This window comes from Streptomyces sp. NPDC031274 (genome assembly GCF_055570235.1).
In genome coordinates, this window is record NZ_JBVIHP010000001.1 from 229,170 (window position 1) to 245,520 (window position 16,351).

Annotated in this window: 12 protein-coding genes; 5 read left to right on the plus strand and 7 right to left on the minus strand. The window is 69.5% G+C overall.

What is annotated here, in order from left to right; genetic code table 11:
• Positions 1 to 462: a DUF7144 family membrane protein gene (locus tag ACZ5CR_RS01035; protein WP_468852296.1), complete on the minus strand. Its 462-nt coding sequence runs from the start codon at positions 460 to 462 to the stop codon at positions 1 to 3.
• A 181-nt stretch (positions 463 to 643) separates the two neighbouring features.
• Here ACZ5CR_RS01035 and ACZ5CR_RS01040 point away from each other — a divergent pair, with 181 nt between their 5' ends.
• Positions 644 to 907 (plus strand): hypothetical protein, encoded by a 264-nt coding sequence (locus ACZ5CR_RS01040; RefSeq protein ID WP_468852297.1) that lies wholly within the window; start codon positions 644 to 646, stop codon positions 905 to 907.
• 129 nt (positions 908 to 1,036) lie between these two features.
• Complete coding sequence (locus ACZ5CR_RS01045) at positions 1,037 to 1,501, plus strand: LuxR C-terminal-related transcriptional regulator (protein WP_468852298.1); 465 nt, start codon at positions 1,037 to 1,039, stop codon at positions 1,499 to 1,501.
• Positions 1,502 to 1,568: 67 nt separating this feature from the next.
• On the opposite strand, the gene ACZ5CR_RS01050 is transcribed toward ACZ5CR_RS01045, so the two are convergent.
• The 3 genes from ACZ5CR_RS01050 to ACZ5CR_RS01060 form a co-directional block, all read right to left on the minus strand.
• Positions 1,569 to 3,872 carry a winged helix-turn-helix domain-containing protein gene (locus ACZ5CR_RS01050; protein ID WP_468852299.1) on the minus strand — a complete coding sequence of 768 codons (2,304 nt, stop codon included), beginning with the start codon at positions 3,870 to 3,872 and terminating at the stop codon, positions 1,569 to 1,571.
• A gap of 164 nt (positions 3,873 to 4,036) precedes the next feature.
• On the minus strand, positions 4,037 to 4,522 hold the full coding sequence (locus tag ACZ5CR_RS01055) for a DUF1269 domain-containing protein (protein ID WP_468852301.1): 486 nt from the start codon (positions 4,520 to 4,522) through the stop codon (positions 4,037 to 4,039).
• On the minus strand, positions 4,522 to 5,076 hold the full coding sequence (locus ACZ5CR_RS01060; RefSeq protein ID WP_468852303.1) for a DUF1269 domain-containing protein: 555 nt from the start codon (positions 5,074 to 5,076) through the stop codon (positions 4,522 to 4,524). Before ACZ5CR_RS01060 ends, ACZ5CR_RS01055 begins: the two co-directional genes overlap by 1 nt.
• Before the next feature lie 136 nt (positions 5,077 to 5,212).
• On the opposite strand from ACZ5CR_RS01060, the gene ACZ5CR_RS01065 reads away from it, so the two are divergent.
• The 3 genes from ACZ5CR_RS01065 to ACZ5CR_RS01075 are packed head-to-tail and all read left to right on the plus strand — an operon-like array spanning position 5,213 to position 10,874.
• On the plus strand, positions 5,213 to 6,664 hold the full coding sequence (locus ACZ5CR_RS01065; RefSeq protein ID WP_468852305.1) for a hypothetical protein: 1,452 nt from the start codon (positions 5,213 to 5,215) through the stop codon (positions 6,662 to 6,664).
• A 20-nt stretch (positions 6,665 to 6,684) separates the two neighbouring features.
• Positions 6,685 to 9,384 (plus strand): MGH1-like glycoside hydrolase domain-containing protein, encoded by a 2,700-nt coding sequence (locus ACZ5CR_RS01070; protein ID WP_468852306.1) that lies wholly within the window; start codon positions 6,685 to 6,687, stop codon positions 9,382 to 9,384.
• Positions 9,381 to 10,874 carry an alpha-amylase gene (locus ACZ5CR_RS01075; RefSeq protein ID WP_468852308.1) on the plus strand — a complete coding sequence of 498 codons (1,494 nt, stop codon included), beginning with the start codon at positions 9,381 to 9,383 and terminating at the stop codon, positions 10,872 to 10,874. Before ACZ5CR_RS01070 ends, ACZ5CR_RS01075 begins: the two co-directional genes overlap by 4 nt.
• Positions 10,875 to 10,896: 22 nt before the next feature.
• Here ACZ5CR_RS01075 and ACZ5CR_RS01080 read toward each other — a convergent pair whose 3' ends face one another.
• Genes ACZ5CR_RS01080 through ACZ5CR_RS01090 form a run of 3 tightly spaced genes read right to left on the minus strand, consistent with a single transcriptional unit; the run spans position 10,897 to position 16,350 of the window.
• Positions 10,897 to 12,609 carry a SulP family inorganic anion transporter gene (locus tag ACZ5CR_RS01080; protein ID WP_468852310.1) on the minus strand — a complete coding sequence of 571 codons (1,713 nt, stop codon included), beginning with the start codon at positions 12,607 to 12,609 and terminating at the stop codon, positions 10,897 to 10,899.
• Positions 12,610 to 12,616: 7 nt separating this feature from the next.
• The gene (locus tag ACZ5CR_RS01085; protein WP_468852312.1) at positions 12,617 to 15,349 is read right to left on the minus strand and encodes a cation-translocating P-type ATPase; all 2,733 of its coding nucleotides are present in this window, start codon (positions 15,347 to 15,349) and stop codon (positions 12,617 to 12,619) included.
• The gene (locus ACZ5CR_RS01090; RefSeq protein WP_468852314.1) at positions 15,346 to 16,350 is read right to left on the minus strand and encodes a polyphosphate kinase 2 family protein; all 1,005 of its coding nucleotides are present in this window, start codon (positions 16,348 to 16,350) and stop codon (positions 15,346 to 15,348) included. Before ACZ5CR_RS01090 ends, ACZ5CR_RS01085 begins: the two co-directional genes overlap by 4 nt.
• Position 16,351 lies beyond the last annotated feature (1 nt).

The window sequence follows — 16,351 nt, forward strand, 5'->3', positions numbered from 1 at the left end:
CTACAGAGGCGCCCCGTAGACCTTGTGTGCCTCGGGGTGGCCGTACATGGTCAGCGACCAGATCACCAGGATGTCGAGCGCGATGAGGATGGCCGACCACACCGGCTGGTACGGGGTGAAGAAGAAGTTCTCCAGGGCGCTGAGCGCCGCGACGACGATCCCGACGACGCGGGCCCAGGTACGGCCGGTGAAGATGTTGAGCGCGGCCGCGACAATGACGACACCCGAGAGCATCTGGACCCAGCCACGGATGTTGACGTCGAAGTCGAAAGCGTAGTCGCCCTGCGACTGGTCATAGTTGTCGCCGAGGATCGCGGAGAGTCCCGCGATCACGTTGAACGCGCCGACGATGCCAAGGACGCACACGGCGAAGACGACTCCGCCGAGCGCGACCGGACTGATGTGGGGCTGCGGTTCGGGCGCACTGGTACGCGCCTTGTCCCCCGAGATCTGCTCCGCCATGTCGAACCTCCCTCTCGGTGAACCCGGAGCATCCGCCCGGTGTCACCTCGCCGGTTCACCCGCAGCGGATGAGCCCGGGAGCCCAGGTGGGGCACCGTCACCCGCGCAAGGTGATGCCGTCCGGCCACGCCGCGGCGAGGATGGCGGCCGATGGCCAGGCCGTCGTACAGGAGGTGTCGCCATGGGCGGGGCACAGGAGGAATCGGGGCCCGGACCGGCCGGGACACCACCCGGCGGCGCCGACTTCGAGATCCGCGTCCGGGGCAGGATCGGCGAGGCCTTCCGGTCGGCGTTCGGAGAGCTGACGGTCGTGCTGCGTCCCGCGGAGACAGTGCTGGTGGGAGCGGGGCTCGACCAGGCCGCGCTGTACGGGATCCTCGACCGCATCCAGGCGTTGGGGCTCGAACTTCTTGAGGTGCGTCGGCTGCCCGACCCCAGCACCTAGAGCGTGGCACGGGCGCAGCTCACGGGGAGGGCCGAGTCGCGTCGAAAAGAGCCGACGGGCATCTTCCGTAACCGTGCCGACCGCCCCAGGGTGTAGGGGTAATGCCCAGCACATGGGGAGGTGAGGGGCATGTCCGTGACACTGTGCGCGGATCCGGGGAAAGGCTCGCGGGGAGTGGCGGGCGAGGTCTCCGTCCTGAACGGGCGGTTGCATGTGCTCAGCGCAGAGGCCCAGGCGGCCGATTCGACCGTGACGACCTGTCTGGTCTGGTTCGCAGGAACCCTGGTCAGGATCGCGGGGGACGTGGGTGATGTACGCAGCGCGGGTGTACTGATGGGGGAAGCAGCGGCTGTGCTCGCGCTGGTGCCCGCGCGGTCGGAGCGGCCCGTACCGCAGCCGACGGAGCCGTTGACACTGTGTCAGCTGGCGGTGCTGTGCCGACTGGAGCACGAGGTGCCGCTGCGGCAGATCGCCGACGACTTGTATGTCTCGGTCAACACGGTCAAGAGCCACGTTCGCGCCGTCTACCGGAAGCTGGGTGTGAACTCCCGGGCCGAGGCGGTGGAGCGCGGTCGCGCGCTGAGGCTCGTATAGGGCGGCCGGGGAGTCACCGCTACCTTTCCAGTTCCCATTTCAGTTCCAGTACCGGGATCAGTTCCGGCTACAGGAGCTGGAGTTCGCGGGCTCGCCGGACAGCGGCCGAGCGCCGGGTCACGGCGAGCTTGCGGTAGACGCTCTTGAGATGTGTCTTCACCGTGTTCACCGAGAGGTACAGCTCCTCGGCGATCTCCTCGGTGGTCATCATCTGAGCCAGCCGGCCCAGAACGTCGCGCTCGCGCGCGCTGAGCCGTTCGGTGGGGGCCGACGGGGCGGCGATGAGGGCGAGGGTCGGCCGCGTGGCCGTGTGCTGCGGTAGGGAGGTGACGGTGAACCTGCGACGGGCGGAGTCGAGCAGGGAGGCGCACGCCGGCATCACTGCCCGCAGCACGGGACGTGGCAGCCGCGACGTGGCCGCCACATCCCCGATCGGGGCAGGGGCCGAACCACCTCGCTCCACCGCAGTGGCAAGCCCCGCCACCAGGGAGCCGACCTCGGAGAGGAACTCGTCCGGCAGGCCGTCCAGCACGGCCCTGACCCGGGTGAGTTCGTGCCGGGCCCGGCCGGGCTCGCCACGCGCCAGCTCGACCCAGGCGCGCACGAGGTGCAGGGACGCCTGCGAGCGCTCCGCGACGGTCCAGGAGGGCAGGGGCGGCTGGACGGCCTGGGCGGCGAGTTCGTCGGCACCCCGGAAGCGGCCGCGGAGCGCCTCAAGAAGCGCCAGTTCGACGAGGCAGTCCCGGCGCAGCGCACCGTTCCCTGCGACACCCGCGGCCTTGAGCCCCCCGGTGAGGGTGGCCTCAGCGGCCTTGAGGCCACCGGCCCGCAACTCTCCGCTGCCCCGGATCGCCAGAGTGAGCGCGAGGATCTCGGGGTGCTGCGCCAGGACCGCCTGCGGTAGGCGTGTCAGGGCCGACTCCGCGTCGGCCGCGGCGGCACGGGCCTGATGAGGGTCCCGGGAGCGCAACTGATCCATGCGGATCACGGCATGGGCCAGGCGGCACCGGGTGGCGCGGTCCTCGTCCGCCGTCAGTTCCGCGATCAGCCGCTCGGAAAGTTCGAGGTACCGGCAGCACCCCGGATCGTCGTCGCGGCCCCGGGCGACCGCCGCGGCGAGCAGGACGGGTTCGGGGCTCTCTGACGGCGGCTGCTCGGGCATCTTCCGGGTCAGTTCGTTCGACAGCCGCAGTTTGGTCAGACCGAGCACCTGACCGATCGCGAGGTGGTCCACGATCAGTCGTCCTGCCTGGTCCCAGTCGCCCGCGGCGAGCAAGTGCCGCACGGCGTCGGCCAGCAGACCGTGTTCGCCGAGCCAGGTCGCCGCGCGGCGGTGCAACGGGGCGATCAGGCCGGGCTTCTCATGGCGCAGGCACATCCGCAGCACGTCGGCGAACATCTGGTGGCACCGGTACCAGCCCTGGCCGACGGGTTGCAGGAACGAGTTCTCCCGGACGAGAGCGGCGAAGTGCCTGCCCGCGTCCTCGCCGGAGAGCTCGATGGCCAGTTCGGCGTTCACATGGTCGAGCACACTCGTCGTCAGGAGCAGTCGGCGCATGCCGTCGGGCTGAATGTCGAGGACCTCCTCGACGAGGTAGCTGGCGATGGCCTCGTCGTCGCCGGCGAACTGGGCCACGAACCGTTCCGGATCGCTCTGCTTCTCCATGGACATCGCGGCAAGGCGCAGTCCCGCCGCCCACCCGTCCGTGCGCCGCCGCAGCGCGCTCACCGTCTGCTTCGGCACGTCGATCCCGTGCTGGGCGAGGAGCGCCGTCGTCTCCCGGTCGTCGAAGGCGAGGTCTCCGGTCCGCAGCTCGGTGACCTCGCTGGTGAGGCGGCCGCGGTGCAGATGCAGGGGAGGATCCCGGCGGGCCAGCACCACCAGGCGCAGCACCCCCGGCAGGTGCCGCAGGAGGCTGCTGACCCCTTCCGCGATCGGGGATCCGGGAGCGGGCTGGAAGTCGTCGAGGACCAGTACCACCGGCTCACCGCGCTTGCTCAGACCGGCGGCGAGCGTCGCCACGAGCAGCGATTCCGCCTCCGAGGTGTCGGGCTCCGGCACGTCCACGCCGGCCTCGCGCAGCGCGCCGATCACGCGCGGCCAGAAGACGCGGGACTGCTCGGTCCGGCCGTCGCAGGCGACCCAGGCGAGCGGTCCCGGCAGGCGCCGGGTGTGCGCCCACTCCAGGGCGAGGGCCGTCTTGCCGGCGCCCACAGGGCCCACGATCACGGTCAGGGGCCCGAGAACGCCTCTCGCGAGACGGTCGGTCAGGCGGGGCCTGGGCACGAGCCAGGTGGGCACCGGGGGTGCTGTGCAGGTGGACTCCTGGTTCGGGTCGCTGTCCTGTGAAGGGCTTGAGCACTCTGCCATGGGCGGCACCTCGCTCTCGGAGCACAGTGGTGCGGCTGCGGCAAGTATGGGGTTGCCAGGACAGCGGGAGCGCACGGCAAGCGCCATCTCACCCGGGTGAATTTCCGGTGGGAGATGGCGCTTGCCGAGGCGGCCCGGGTCCGGAGCGGGCGGGCCGCCTTCGGTCACTTCTTCTGGAGGGCCTCGATCAGTTCCTCTTCCCGGTCCTTGGTGAGAGACGTGCGGATCACGGTGGGGTTGAAGGGACGTACCGCGTCACGTACGCGGTCGGGTGTCGAGCGCCGGACGAGAGCGAAGAGAGCCGCGCGTCCCGGTTCGAGGGTGCTCGCGGTCTCCTTGACGAAGGCGTCGTTGATGCCGATGTCGGAGAGCTTCCCGGCGATGGCTCCGGTGGCGGCGCCCACCGCGGCACCGAACACCGGCATCAGGAAGAGCATTCCGAACAGCGAGCCCCACAGGGCGCCGCCGGCCGCGCCGGTGGCCGTGGTGTTGAACGTCTGGTGCACATGGAGCTTGCCGTCCATGGTCCGCCAGGCGATCGCCGCGTCCTCCAGGTCGAGCAGTTCCTGGCGGGACAGTTCCTTGGCGAGGCGCAGAACTCCCTCCGCCTTCTCCTTGTCCGAGAATCCGAGTACGACGAGATCGGCCATCAGGCCCTCCTCCGGGGGTTGCGGGGCTTCTGGTCCGGCCGGACCTCAGGTCGGACCGGGTCACCCAACTTCTGTGCCATCGCCGTGAGTTCGGCGAGGACGGGAGCCAGTGCCTCATCGGTGAGGAAGCCCTCGGCGACAGGGACGGCACCGGCGTCACGGAGGGCTTTGCGCAAGTACTTGGCCCACACGTGTTCCAGCAGGATGAAGGCCGCCGCGGCCCCCGGGTCGAGGGACTCGGCCATCTCCCTGATCTCGCCGGAGGTCAGGCCGAATGCGTTGCCCTCGGCCAGACTCGGGTACGCCTCCTGTGCCGCCCGGGTCTGCTCGTTCGAGATTCCGAGCAGCGCGGCGACCGTCTCGCCCATGCCTTCGGCCTGGAAGTCGAGAGCGAACAGATCTCCGCCGGGCTCCTTGCGCACGAAGAGCATGTCCAGGACACGGATCTGTCCGTTCGCCTCGAGGATCCCCAGTTCCTCGATGATCCGTCCTTCGAACTTGGCGTCGGGTCCGAACTCGACCGTCAGGAGTTGTACCGGTCCGATCCCAGTCATCGTGTCTCCTCTCGGGAAAGTGCCGCCGTTCATGGCCGTCATCACAGCGTCGGCACCGGGGATGGCGCGTCACCCGCCGCAGGTGAAGGAACCTGGCGCGGGCGCCGGGACGGTAGGAGGCGGAGGTGCGACGCCCATGACGCATCAAGAGACACCGCAAGGGGATGGCGCCGAGCCCGCCCGTGACGCCGCCGGGTCCACCGGTGCCGGCGCCGACGAGGCCGAACTCAAGCGGCTGCGTGCGGAGGTCGGTGAGCTGCGTGACCGGGCCGGTACCCAGCGACGGCGCCGGGCCCGTCTGCTGTCCGTCCGGCGTGTTGCCGCGGCCGTGCTGATCGCTCTGGTCGCCGTCCTCGCGGTCACCTCGGTCGTGGGGGTGTGGGGCTCGCGGACCACCCTCAACACGGACCGTTGGGTCGCCACGGTGGGGCCGCTGCCCGAGGATCCCGACGTGAACGCCGCCGTCTCCACCTATCTGACGCGCGAGATCCTCGACCGGGTCGACGTCAAGCAGCGGCTCACCGACGTGCTGCCGCCGCGCGCCTCCTTCCTGGCGGCGCCCGTCACCGGGGCGGTCCAGGACTATGTGCGGGACTCGATCTCCAAGCTCATCGCCAACGACAGGTTCCAGGAGTTGTGGCGTGCGACGAACCGCCGCGCCCACGAGCGGATCGTCGCGGTGCTCGAGAAGGAGAACGAGAACGTACGGGTGAGCGGTGACACGGTCACCCTCAACCTGCTTCCGATGGTCAACAACGTGCTGCGGTCCCTGGAGGAGCAGCTGCCCACCATGTTCGGCAAGAAGCTCGATCTGCCCGCCGTCTCCTCCGGCGAGCTCCCGCCCGGCCTGCATGACCGCATCGAGAAGGCGCTCGGCGTATCGCTGCCCGCGAACTTCGCTCAGATCCGGATCTACAACCGGCACGAGCTGGGTCAACTGCAGGAGACGGTGCTGCTGTTCAAGCGCGCCGTGGTCGGCCTCGTGATCGCCGTGCCGGTGCTGCTCGGGCTCGCCCTGTGGATCTCGCCTCAGCGGCGACGCACCATCCTCCAGCTCGGCCTGTGGCTGGTCGTGACCGTCACCGCGCTCTCGACCGTGCTGCGGGCGGTCCGGGACCAACTGCTCGGCGAGGTGCCGTCGGGCGTCTACCGCGACGGCGCACAAGCCGCGATACGGACGGTGTTCACGACTCTGCGCGATCGGGGCGACCAGCTGCTGTGGCTGGGTGTCGCCATCGCCGTCCTGGCGTATCTGGTGGGACCCGGACGCCTGCCGAAGGCGCTCCGCAGGTACGTGACACAAGGTGCGCGGGCCACCGGCCATGTCATGGCCAAGGCCGGGGACCGGGTGGAGGGCGCGCGGGTGCGGCCGTGGCTGGCGCAGCACGCCGATGCGCTGCGGGTGGCGGGTGTGGTCGTCGCGGCCGTTGTCGCGTTGCTCCTGTCGTCGTGGACCGGCCTCTTCGTGGTCGGCGCACTGCTGGCCGCGTACGAGATCGCGCTCACCCTCGTCGCCCGGGCGGAGGGCTCACCCCCGGAAGGTGAGGCGGGTCGGCAGGCCCCCGCCAAGACTGGCGCATCCGGTTGACCTAGGGCAGGGAGACGCGCATGAAGACGCGGACGCACGCCGGACGTGTCGGACCGAAGGGCGACGGGAGCGGGCGTTCGCGCCTGTGGGGCCCGTATCTGAGCGAAAGGCAGTGGGGCACGGTCCGGGAGGACTACAGCCCCGGCGGCGACGCCTGGTCCTACTTCCCGCACGATCACGCGCGGTCGCGTGCCTATCGGTGGGGCGAGGACGGCCTCGGCGGCATCTGCGACGAGAAGCAGCGCCTGTGTCTGGCCCTCGCGCTGTGGAACGGCCGCGACCCGATCCTCAAGGAGCGCGCCTTCGGCCTGACCAACGGTGAGGGCAACCATGGTGAGGACGTCAAGGAGTACTACTTCTACCTCGACAGCACGCCCAGCCACTCCTACCTGCGGTACCTGTACAAGTACCCGCAGGCCGCGTTCCCGTACAACGATCTCGTGTCCGTCAACCGGGACCGCACGCGCCAGGAGTTCGAGTACGAGCTCATGGACACCGGAGTGTTCGACGAGGACCGGTACTTCGACGTGACGGTGGAGTACGCCAAGGCGGACCACGACGACATCCTGATGCGGGTCACCGTCGACAACCGGGGTCCCGAAGAGGCGACCCTGCACGTGCTGCCGACGCTGTGGTTCCGCAACACCTGGTCCTGGGACGAGCAGAACGGCGAGGAGTCCAGGCCGCGGATGCGAGCGGTCGACGGGCCGGACTCGACCGTCACGATCCGGGCCGACCACCCCGAGCTCGGCAGCTACGACCTGCGGTGCGCCGACGCCGTTCCGCTGCTCTTCACGGAGAACGAGACCGACAACGAGCGGCTGTTCGGCTCGCCCAACGCCACTCCCTATGTCAAGAACGCCCTGGACCGGTACGTCGTCGCGGGGGAGGAGAGCGCCGTCAACCCGGCGCGGGAGGGCACCAAGGCGGCCGCCCATCACACGCTCACCGTCCCCGCGGGAGGGTCACAGACTCTGCGGCTGCGCCTTGGCCCGGCGGGGGAGCAGCTCTCCCTGTCCCGGGGATTCGACACGGTCTTCAAGGACCGCATCGCCGAAGCGGACGAGTTCTACCGGGAGTTGACTCCCGAGCACGCCAGTGAGGACGAGGCACGCGTCCTGCGCCAGGCCCTGGCCGGCATGCTCTGGTCCAAGCAGTACTACGGCTTCGACCTGGAGAAGTGGCTGAGCGAACACGACATGACCCCGTGGAGCCCGCCGCGGCCGGGACTGCGCAACGGCGAGTGGTTCCACATGGTGAGCGACGACATCGTCTCCATGCCGGACAAGTGGGAGTACCCCTGGTTCGCCGCCTGGGACCTGGCGTTCCATGCCGTGGGCCTGGCGGTCGTCGACGTCGACTTCGCCAAGGAGCAGCTCGAACTGCTGCTGCGGGACAACTTCCTGCACCCCAACGGTCAGATACCGGCGTACGAGTGGAACTTCGGCGACGTCAATCCACCCGTGCACGCCTGGGCCGCGTACTTCGTGTACACGGTGGAGAAAGGCACGACCGGCCACACCGACCACGCGTTCCTGGAGCGCACCTTCCAGAAACTGCTCACGAACTTCACCTGGTGGGTCAACCGCAAGGACCCCGGCGGCCGGAACATCTTCCAGGGTGGTTTCCTCGGCCTCGACAACATCGGCGTCTTCGACCGCAGCGCCCCCCTGCCCACCGGAGGCACCCTGGAGCAGGCGGACGGCACCGCCTGGATGGCGCTGTACTGCCAGTCGATGATCCAGATCGCGATGGAACTCGCCGAACAGAACCCGGCCTACGACGAACTGGTCCTGAAGTTCGTCGAGCACTATCTCTGGATCTCCGCCTCGATGGACCGGGTCGGAGACCTTCACGACGAGCTGTGGGACGAGGAGGACGGGTTCTTCTACGACGTGCTGCGTCTGCCTGACGGGCAGGCGGTGCGGCTGAAGGTCCGGTCCATGGTGGGGCTGCTCCCGCTGTGCGCGTCGACCGTCTTCCGGCCGGACCAGCTGGAGCGACTGTCCGGTCTCGGCGATCGGATGCGGCGGTTCGCCGAGCGTCACCCCTCGCTCTCCGTGTCGCTGACCGCGGCGCAGACCGGGGTGGCGGGCGGTCCGCGGCTGCTGTCCGTCCTTGACGAGAAGAAGCTGGTGCGCGTACTCGCCCGGCTCCTGTCCGAGGACGAGTTCCTGAGCCCCTACGGGATCAGGGCGCTCTCCAAGGTGCACGAGGACCACCCGTACACGTTCTGGGTACATGGTGAGGAGTTCAAGGTCTCCTATCTGCCCGCCGAGTCGGACACCGGCATGTTCGGCGGCAACTCCAACTGGCGCGGACCGATCTGGATGCCGATGAACGCTCTCGTCATCCGCGGACTGCTCAACCTGTACGGCTTCTACGGTGACGACTTCACCGTCGAGTGCCCGACCGGCTCGGGGGTGCAGAAGAACCTGTACGAGGTCGCCGAGGAGATCAGTTCCCGCCTCACCGGGATCTTCCTGCGCGGCGAGGACGGCGGGCGGCCCGTGTACGGAGGCCAGGCGAAGTTCAAGGACGACCCGCACTGGCGTGACCTGGTCTCCTTCTACGAGTACTTCCACGGAGACAACGGCGCTGGTATCGGAGCCTCGCACCAGACCGGCTGGACCGGTCTCGTCGCGGCCCTGATGAAGATCTTCGGCACGTTCGATGCGGACGACTTCCGCTCCGGTACCCCGAGGAGGTCGAAACGATGACCGAGTTGCCCGCGCAACCTGTCGTGCACGAGGTGAACACCCGCGTATGGCTGAGGGAGACGGCCCTCCGTACCGGTGGCCCGGCCGGCCTGGCGGACGTACCCAAGGACGTGTGGGACGAGATCACCCCCTCCGGGGTCGACGCCGTCTGGCTGATGGGGGTGTGGGAGCGCAGTCCGCAGGGGCGCGCCATCGCCCTGGAGAACCCGGCGCTGCGCGACGCCTTCGCCGCAGCCGTCCCGGACATCGGCGAGGAGGACATCGCCGGATCGCCGTACTGCATCCGCCGTTACGAGGTCGACGCGGCGCTCGGCGGCGCGGCGGGCCTGGCCGCCGCCCGGGCCGAACTCGACCGCAGGGGAGTCGGTCTGCTGCTCGACTACGTGCCCAACCACGTGGCACCGGACAGCCCCTGGGTGACCGCGCACCCCGAGTACTTCGTGCAGGGTGACGCCGAGGACGCACGGCGTGATCCGGCCGGGTTCCTCGACACCGGGAGCGCCGTGCTGGCGCGAGGCCGCGACCCGTTCTTCCCGCCCTGGCCGGACGTGGTGCAGCTGAACGCCTTCGCCCCGGCCCTGCGGCGGGCGACCGAGGAAGTGCTCAAGGGCATCGGCGAGGTCTGCGACGGTGTGCGCTGCGACATGGCGATGCTGATGATGAACGACGTCTTCGCGCGGACGTGGGGCGAGAGGGCGGGGGCCCGGCCGCAGGCGGACTTCTGGCCCGAGGTCATGACCGCCGTCCGCCGTCGCCACCCCCACATGGTCTTCGCCGCGGAGGCGTACTGGGATCTCGAATGGGACCTGCAGCAGCAAGGGTTCGACTTCTGCTACGACAAGCGTCTCTACGACCGGGTCCTGAACGAGAGCGTCGAGTCGGTCCGGGGGCACCTGCGGGCCGAGGAGCAGTACCAGCGTGGACTGGTCCGGTTCCTGGAGAACCACGACGAGCCGCGGGCCGCCCAGACGATGCCTCCGGCCAAGGAGCGGGCCGCGGCCGCACTGATCGCCACGCTGCCGGGCGCCACCCTGTGGCACGAGGGCCAGTTCACCGGGCGCCGCGTCCACCTGCCGGTCTTCCTCGACCGCCGTCCGGACGAACCGCCGGACCCCTCCCTGAGGGCGTTCCACGAGCGGCTGTTGTCGGCCGTGCGCCGCAGCGGAATGCGGACGGGGCGGTGGCAGCTCCTCGACTGCGATGGTTGGCCCGACAACGACTCGGGGCGTGACCTGGTCGCCTCGTGCTGGTCCGGCGAGGCGGGCCGGTTCCTGACCGTGGTGAACCTCTCCGATCATCACGCGCAGGCACGCATCCGCCTCCCCTGGAACGAACTGGGCGACGGCGTATGGGAGTTGGCGAGCCTCCTCGACGTCGAGCGGTACGAACGCCCGGGTACGGAGCTGACGGCGAGCGGGCTCTACGTCGATCTGCCGCCGTGGGGCACGCACCTGCTCTCGGTCTCCGCTGCGGGCGGGTCCAGGACCTAGCCTCCCAGCCCTGGGGCCCTGGTCACCGGTCGCCCGGTGTACCAGGGCCCCAGTCCGTGCCACTGTCCGACCGGAACGCGTCCACGGCGGCTTCCACGGTGGGGTAGAAGCGGCGCGCGTCGAAGGTGCGGGCGAGGCCGTAGCGCTCGACCTTGCGCCGCACCGGGTCCTTGAGCTCGGCGAAGACCAGGTCCACACCCAGCTCCCGGAGCGCCGCGTCCAACTCCTCAAGGACGTCCGCGGCGGTCGTGTCGACGTCGGTCACCGGTTCCGCCGCGATCAGCACACGCCGTGGTGACTGTTCGGCGTGGGTGTAGCGCAGGACTTCCTCGCGGAACGACGTGGCGTTGGCGAAGAACAGCGGCCCGTCGAACCGGAAGATCACCAGGCCCGGAAGGCGGTGGGCAGCCGGGTGCGACCGCACGTCGTGGTAGCCCTCCAGGCCGGCCACGCGACCGAGGATCGTGCTGTAGGGCCACCACGCGCGCCGGAAGACGTTCAGGATGGACAGGCCCACCGCGACGGCGATCCCCGGCAGCACACCGAGCAGCGCCACCCCGAGGAAGGCGGCGATGGACAGCCAGAACTCCGCCTTGCGCTGGCGCCACAGCCGCGTCGTGCCCGCGATGTCGGCAAGGGACAGGGAAGCCGTCAGGACCACCGCGGCGAGCGCGGGCTGCGGCAGATCGCGGAACAGGCCCGGCAGCAGGACGAGCATGAGGACGATGAGCGCCGCGCCGACGACCCCGGTGAGCTGGGTCTTGGCCCCGGCCCGCTCGGCCACGGCCGTGCGTGACCCGCTGGTGCTCACGGGGAAGCCCTGGAACAGACCGGCGGCCATGTTCGCCGTGCCGATCGCGATCATCTCGTCGTTCCCGCGGACCTCCTGCCCGGTGCGGGCCGCGAAGGCGGAGGCGTTGGAGATGGTGTCGGCCAGGGACACCAGGGCGATTCCCAGGGCGCCGACGAACAGCGGACCCAGATCGTCCAGGGTGATGTGCGGGACCGTGAACGGCGGAAGCCCTTCGGGGAGCCGCCCGACGGTCTTCACCCCGTGCTCGTCCAGATCGAGAACGACGGACGCCGCGATCGCGAGGACCACCATGACCAGGACGGCCGGGACCTTCGGCATCAGACGTTGCAGCAGCAGAATCAGGAGGATGCAGCCACCGCCGACCGCGACGGCGGCAGCCACTGTCCGCCCCTCCGCCACCCCCCGGACGAAGGCGTCCACCTCACCGAGCAGCCCGTCGGCGTCGGTCGAGAAACCGAACAGCTTCGGCAACTGCCCGATGAGAATGGTCAGGGCCAGGCCGTTCATGTAGCCGATCATGGTGGGCTTGGAGATGAGGTCGGCGACGAAACCGAGCCGCGCCACCCCCGCCAGGAGCGTGATCGCACCGACCATCAGGGCGAGCACCGAGGCGAGCGCGATCGCGCGTGAGCTGTCCCCGTCCGCGGCGAGCAGCGGCAGGACCGTCGCGGCGATCATCGGGCCGAGCGAGGAGTCGGGGCCGAGCACCAGGACGCGCGAGGGTCCCGCCACGGCGTACGCGAGCAGACACAGCACGGAGGTGTAGAGACCGGTGATCGGCGGCAGTCCGGCCAGTTCGGCGTACGCCATGCCCTGCGGCACGAGCAGCGTGCTCAGGACGACACCCGCGATCAGGTCCTTGAGCAGCCACTCACGTCGGTAGGTGCGCAGTGTTCTGACCCCTGGCGGCGTCCAGCCCACCGGCCTCTCACCTCTGCCCGGCGCTGGACGGCAGCTGACGGCGGCGGGTGACGAGCTTGCCCAGTTCCCACAGCGCGAGGAGCGCGAGGGCGGGGAGCAGGGCCCACCCGAACTGGCCGATGCCCAGCGGCGTGGTGTCGAGCAGTCGGTTGAAGGCATCCATCTGGGTGACCAGGACGGCGAGCACGAACTCCCCGAGCACCGTCCAGTTCAGCTGCTTGCTGTCGAACGTGTCGGCCGTAAGGACCGTGGCGGTCTGGTTGCGGCATTCGAGGGCGGCCACGATCAGACACAGCGCGAACGAGGTGAGGGCGATGGAGTTGCCGATGCGCACGCTGTCGTAGCGGGTCGCGCCGAGCTGGATCATGGTCAGAAGACCGATCGCCACCGCCGTCCCCGCGAGCCCGACCGTCAGCATCAGAGCACCGGTCATCACGGGCCGGCCGCGAGGCCGCGGGCGGCGGGACATGAGCCCGGGGCTGACCCGGTCGAACCCGAGGGAGAAGCCGAAGGCGGCGTTGACGACGAAGTGGATCCACAGCACCTGGGCGGGGGTGAACGGCTCACCGTCGGCGATGTCGAAGAGCGCCGCGCCGAGGAACGTCAGGACGAACACGATGAGCAGCACCAGCACGAAGCGGATGTACTTGGTGAGGTTGTCGTAGATCTTGCGGCCCTGTTCCACCGCGTGGACGATCGTGGCGAAGTTGTCGTCGGACAGGATCATCCGCCCGGCGTTCTTGGCGACCTCCGTGCCGGACCCCATGGCGATGCCGATGTCGGCGGCCTTGATGGCCGGGGCGTCGTTGACGCCGTCGCCCGTCATGGCGACCACATCACCCTTCTGCTTCAGAGTCTCGGCAAGGAGCACCTTGTGCTCGGGGGCCACCCGGCCGACCACGCCGATGTCGTCGATGCGGGCAAGGCGTTCGTCCTGCGACAGGGCCGCGAAGTCGGCGCCGAGGATCGCCTCGCCCTCGATGCCGACCTGTGCGGCGATGGCGGCACCGGTGATGACGTCGTCCCCGGTCACCATCCGTACGCGGATATGGGCGGCTTGGGCGGCGGCCACGGCCTTCCGGGACTCGTCGCGCGGCGGATCGGCCATGCCGACAAGGCTCGTCACGCACAACTCCGTGACCTGGGCGAGGAGATCCCCGTCCGGTGTGAACCCGATCGGGGCGAGGTCACGCGTCGCGGCCGCCATCACACGGCGGCCCGCCTGCTCCATCCGTTCGAGTTCGCTCTGGGCCCGGGTCCGCAGCGCGGTGTCGAAGGGGATGGCCGAACCGTGCGACAGGGCGGTGGTGGTGAGGGCGAGTACGGCAGGCGCCGCTCCCTTGACGAAGCAGCGCACGACCGGAACGCCCTTCGCGTCGTGAGCCGTATGGAAGGTGGCCATGAGTTTGTACGCCGGGTCGAACGGCAGAGTGGCGAGCCGGGGGAGCCGCAGACGCGTGGAGTCGACGTCGAGGCCCGCCTTGTGACCGAGCACGAGCAGCGCGCCCTCGGTGGGGTCGCCCACCACCCGTCCGTCCACGAGTGAGGCGTCACTGGCGACGAGATACGGCAGGATCGCGTCCTCGATGCCGGGGGAGCTGCCCGCGGCATGGTGGATCCGGCCCTCCAGGGCGTAGCCGGTTCCCGAGACTGTGTAGCGGTCGAAGGGATCCACCACTTCGACCACGGTCATCTGGTTCATCGTCAGCGTGCCGGTCTTGTCGGAGTTGACGGCCGAGGTGAAGCCCAGTGTCTCCACCGAGGGCAGGTCCTTGACGATCGCGTTCCGTCGGGCCAGGTCGAGACCGCCGCGCGAGAGGATCGCCTGCGTCACCGTGGGCAGGGCCTCGGGGACGGCGGCGATCGCGAGCGACACGGCGCTGACGAAGAGCACGTCCCACGGCACGTCACGCCCGCGCCCCAGGGCGAACATCAGGACCATGGTGACGCCGGCCGCCCCGACGATCCACAGCGTCAGGCGGTTCAACTCCCGGGTGAGCGGCGATTCCTCACGCCGGGTGTCCGACAACATCCCCGAGATCTTGCCCAGTTCGGTGGAGACACCGGTGGCCGTGACCACCAGAACGCCGCTGCCGTGCGTGACCGGGGTGTTCATGAAGGCCATGCTCGTCTGGTCGGCCGGTCCCAGACCGCTGACCCGTACCGGTGCGCAGTCCTTCGCGGCGGGAACGCTCTCCCCGGTGAGCGCGGACTCGTCGATCTGCAACGCGCTCGTGGAGACGAGCCGTCCGTCCGCGGGCACCTCGTCCCCCGCGGCGAGCAGGACGACGTCCCCGACGACCACCTCCTCCGCCGGAATCTCGGCCTCCGCTCTGTCGCGCCGCACCCGCGCGGTGGCCTTCGTCATCTCCTTGAGAGCGTTCATGGCGCTCTCGGCCTTGCCCTCCTGTCGTATCCCGATGACCGCGTTCAGGACGGTCAGGCTGAGCAGCACCACCGCGGTGCCCCACTCCTGAATGGCGAGCGACACCGCGGCGGAGGCGACGAGAATGATCTGCATGTACGAGGTGTACTGACCGAGAAACCGGATCCAGCCGCTGGGCGTCCGCTCCTCCGGCAGGGAGTTGGGCCCGTCCTGGGCGAGCCGCGCGGCCACCCGCGCGGCGCCGAGGCCCACGGCCGGGTCGACATCGAGTTCCGCGGTCACCGAGAGGGCTGTGCGGGCGTACCAGGCGTCAGGCCGTGTGAGGTGGCCGTGGTCGGGTGCCTGTGCCGTCATCGCGCCCGCCTCCGGTCGCCGCCCTGGTGCCGGGCTCCCGAGGCGGCCGGCGACACGTACGGGTCCGCGGGCGCCCCGGCGGGCGCCTCGTCCTCCAACTTCTGCTTCTCGAGATCCAGCGCGCGCCGGCTCTTGTCGTCGATCTCGGGATACTGCGGGTCGATGTCCATCAGGGTGTGGACGAGCACGGCCGCCGCGCAGGTGCGCGCGAACCATTTGCGGTCCGCGGGCACGACGTACCAAGGTGCCCAGGGCGTGCTGGTCGCGGACAGCATCTCGGAGAACGCCGTCTGGTAGTCGTCCCACATGGTGCGTTCACGGGCGTCGGCCGCCGAGAACTTCCAGTTGCGCTCCGGGACGTCGATCCGTTTGAGGAAGCGGATGCGCTGCTCCTCCTTGGACAGGTTCAGGAACAGCTTGACGATCCTGAAGCCGTTGTCCGTCAGATACCGCTCCCAGTCGTTGATCTCCCGATAGCGTCGGCGCCAGACCTTCCTGCCGTCGACCTTCCCCGGCAGCCGCTGACGGGTGAGGTGTTCGGGATGCACCCGCACTACCAGGACCTCCTCGTAGTGGGACCGGTTGAAGATGCCGATCTCCCCGCGGCGCGGCAGGTCGCGGGAGTAGCGCCAGAGGTAGTCGTGGCTGAGTTCCGCGGCCGAGGGCACCTTGAAGCCGGCCACGCGCACGCCCTGGGGATTCACCCCGCTCATCACGTGGCGGATCGTGCCGTCCTTGCCCCCGGCGTCCAGCGCCTGGAGGCAGAGCAGGACCCCATGAGTGCCCTCGGCTGCCAGCCGCCGCTGGTAGTCGGCCAGCAGGGTGACGCCGCTGCGGAGCAGTTCCTGTCCGTCTTTCTTCTTCTTGATGCCTTTCTTGTGAGTGGGATCGAAATCCTTGGACAGATCCACTTTTGATCCGGGTTTGACCCGCAGCGGCGCGATGAACTCAGCGATCCGTTCCGCCCGATCGTCTGCCGTGTGCGCCCGTTTGTCCTTCATG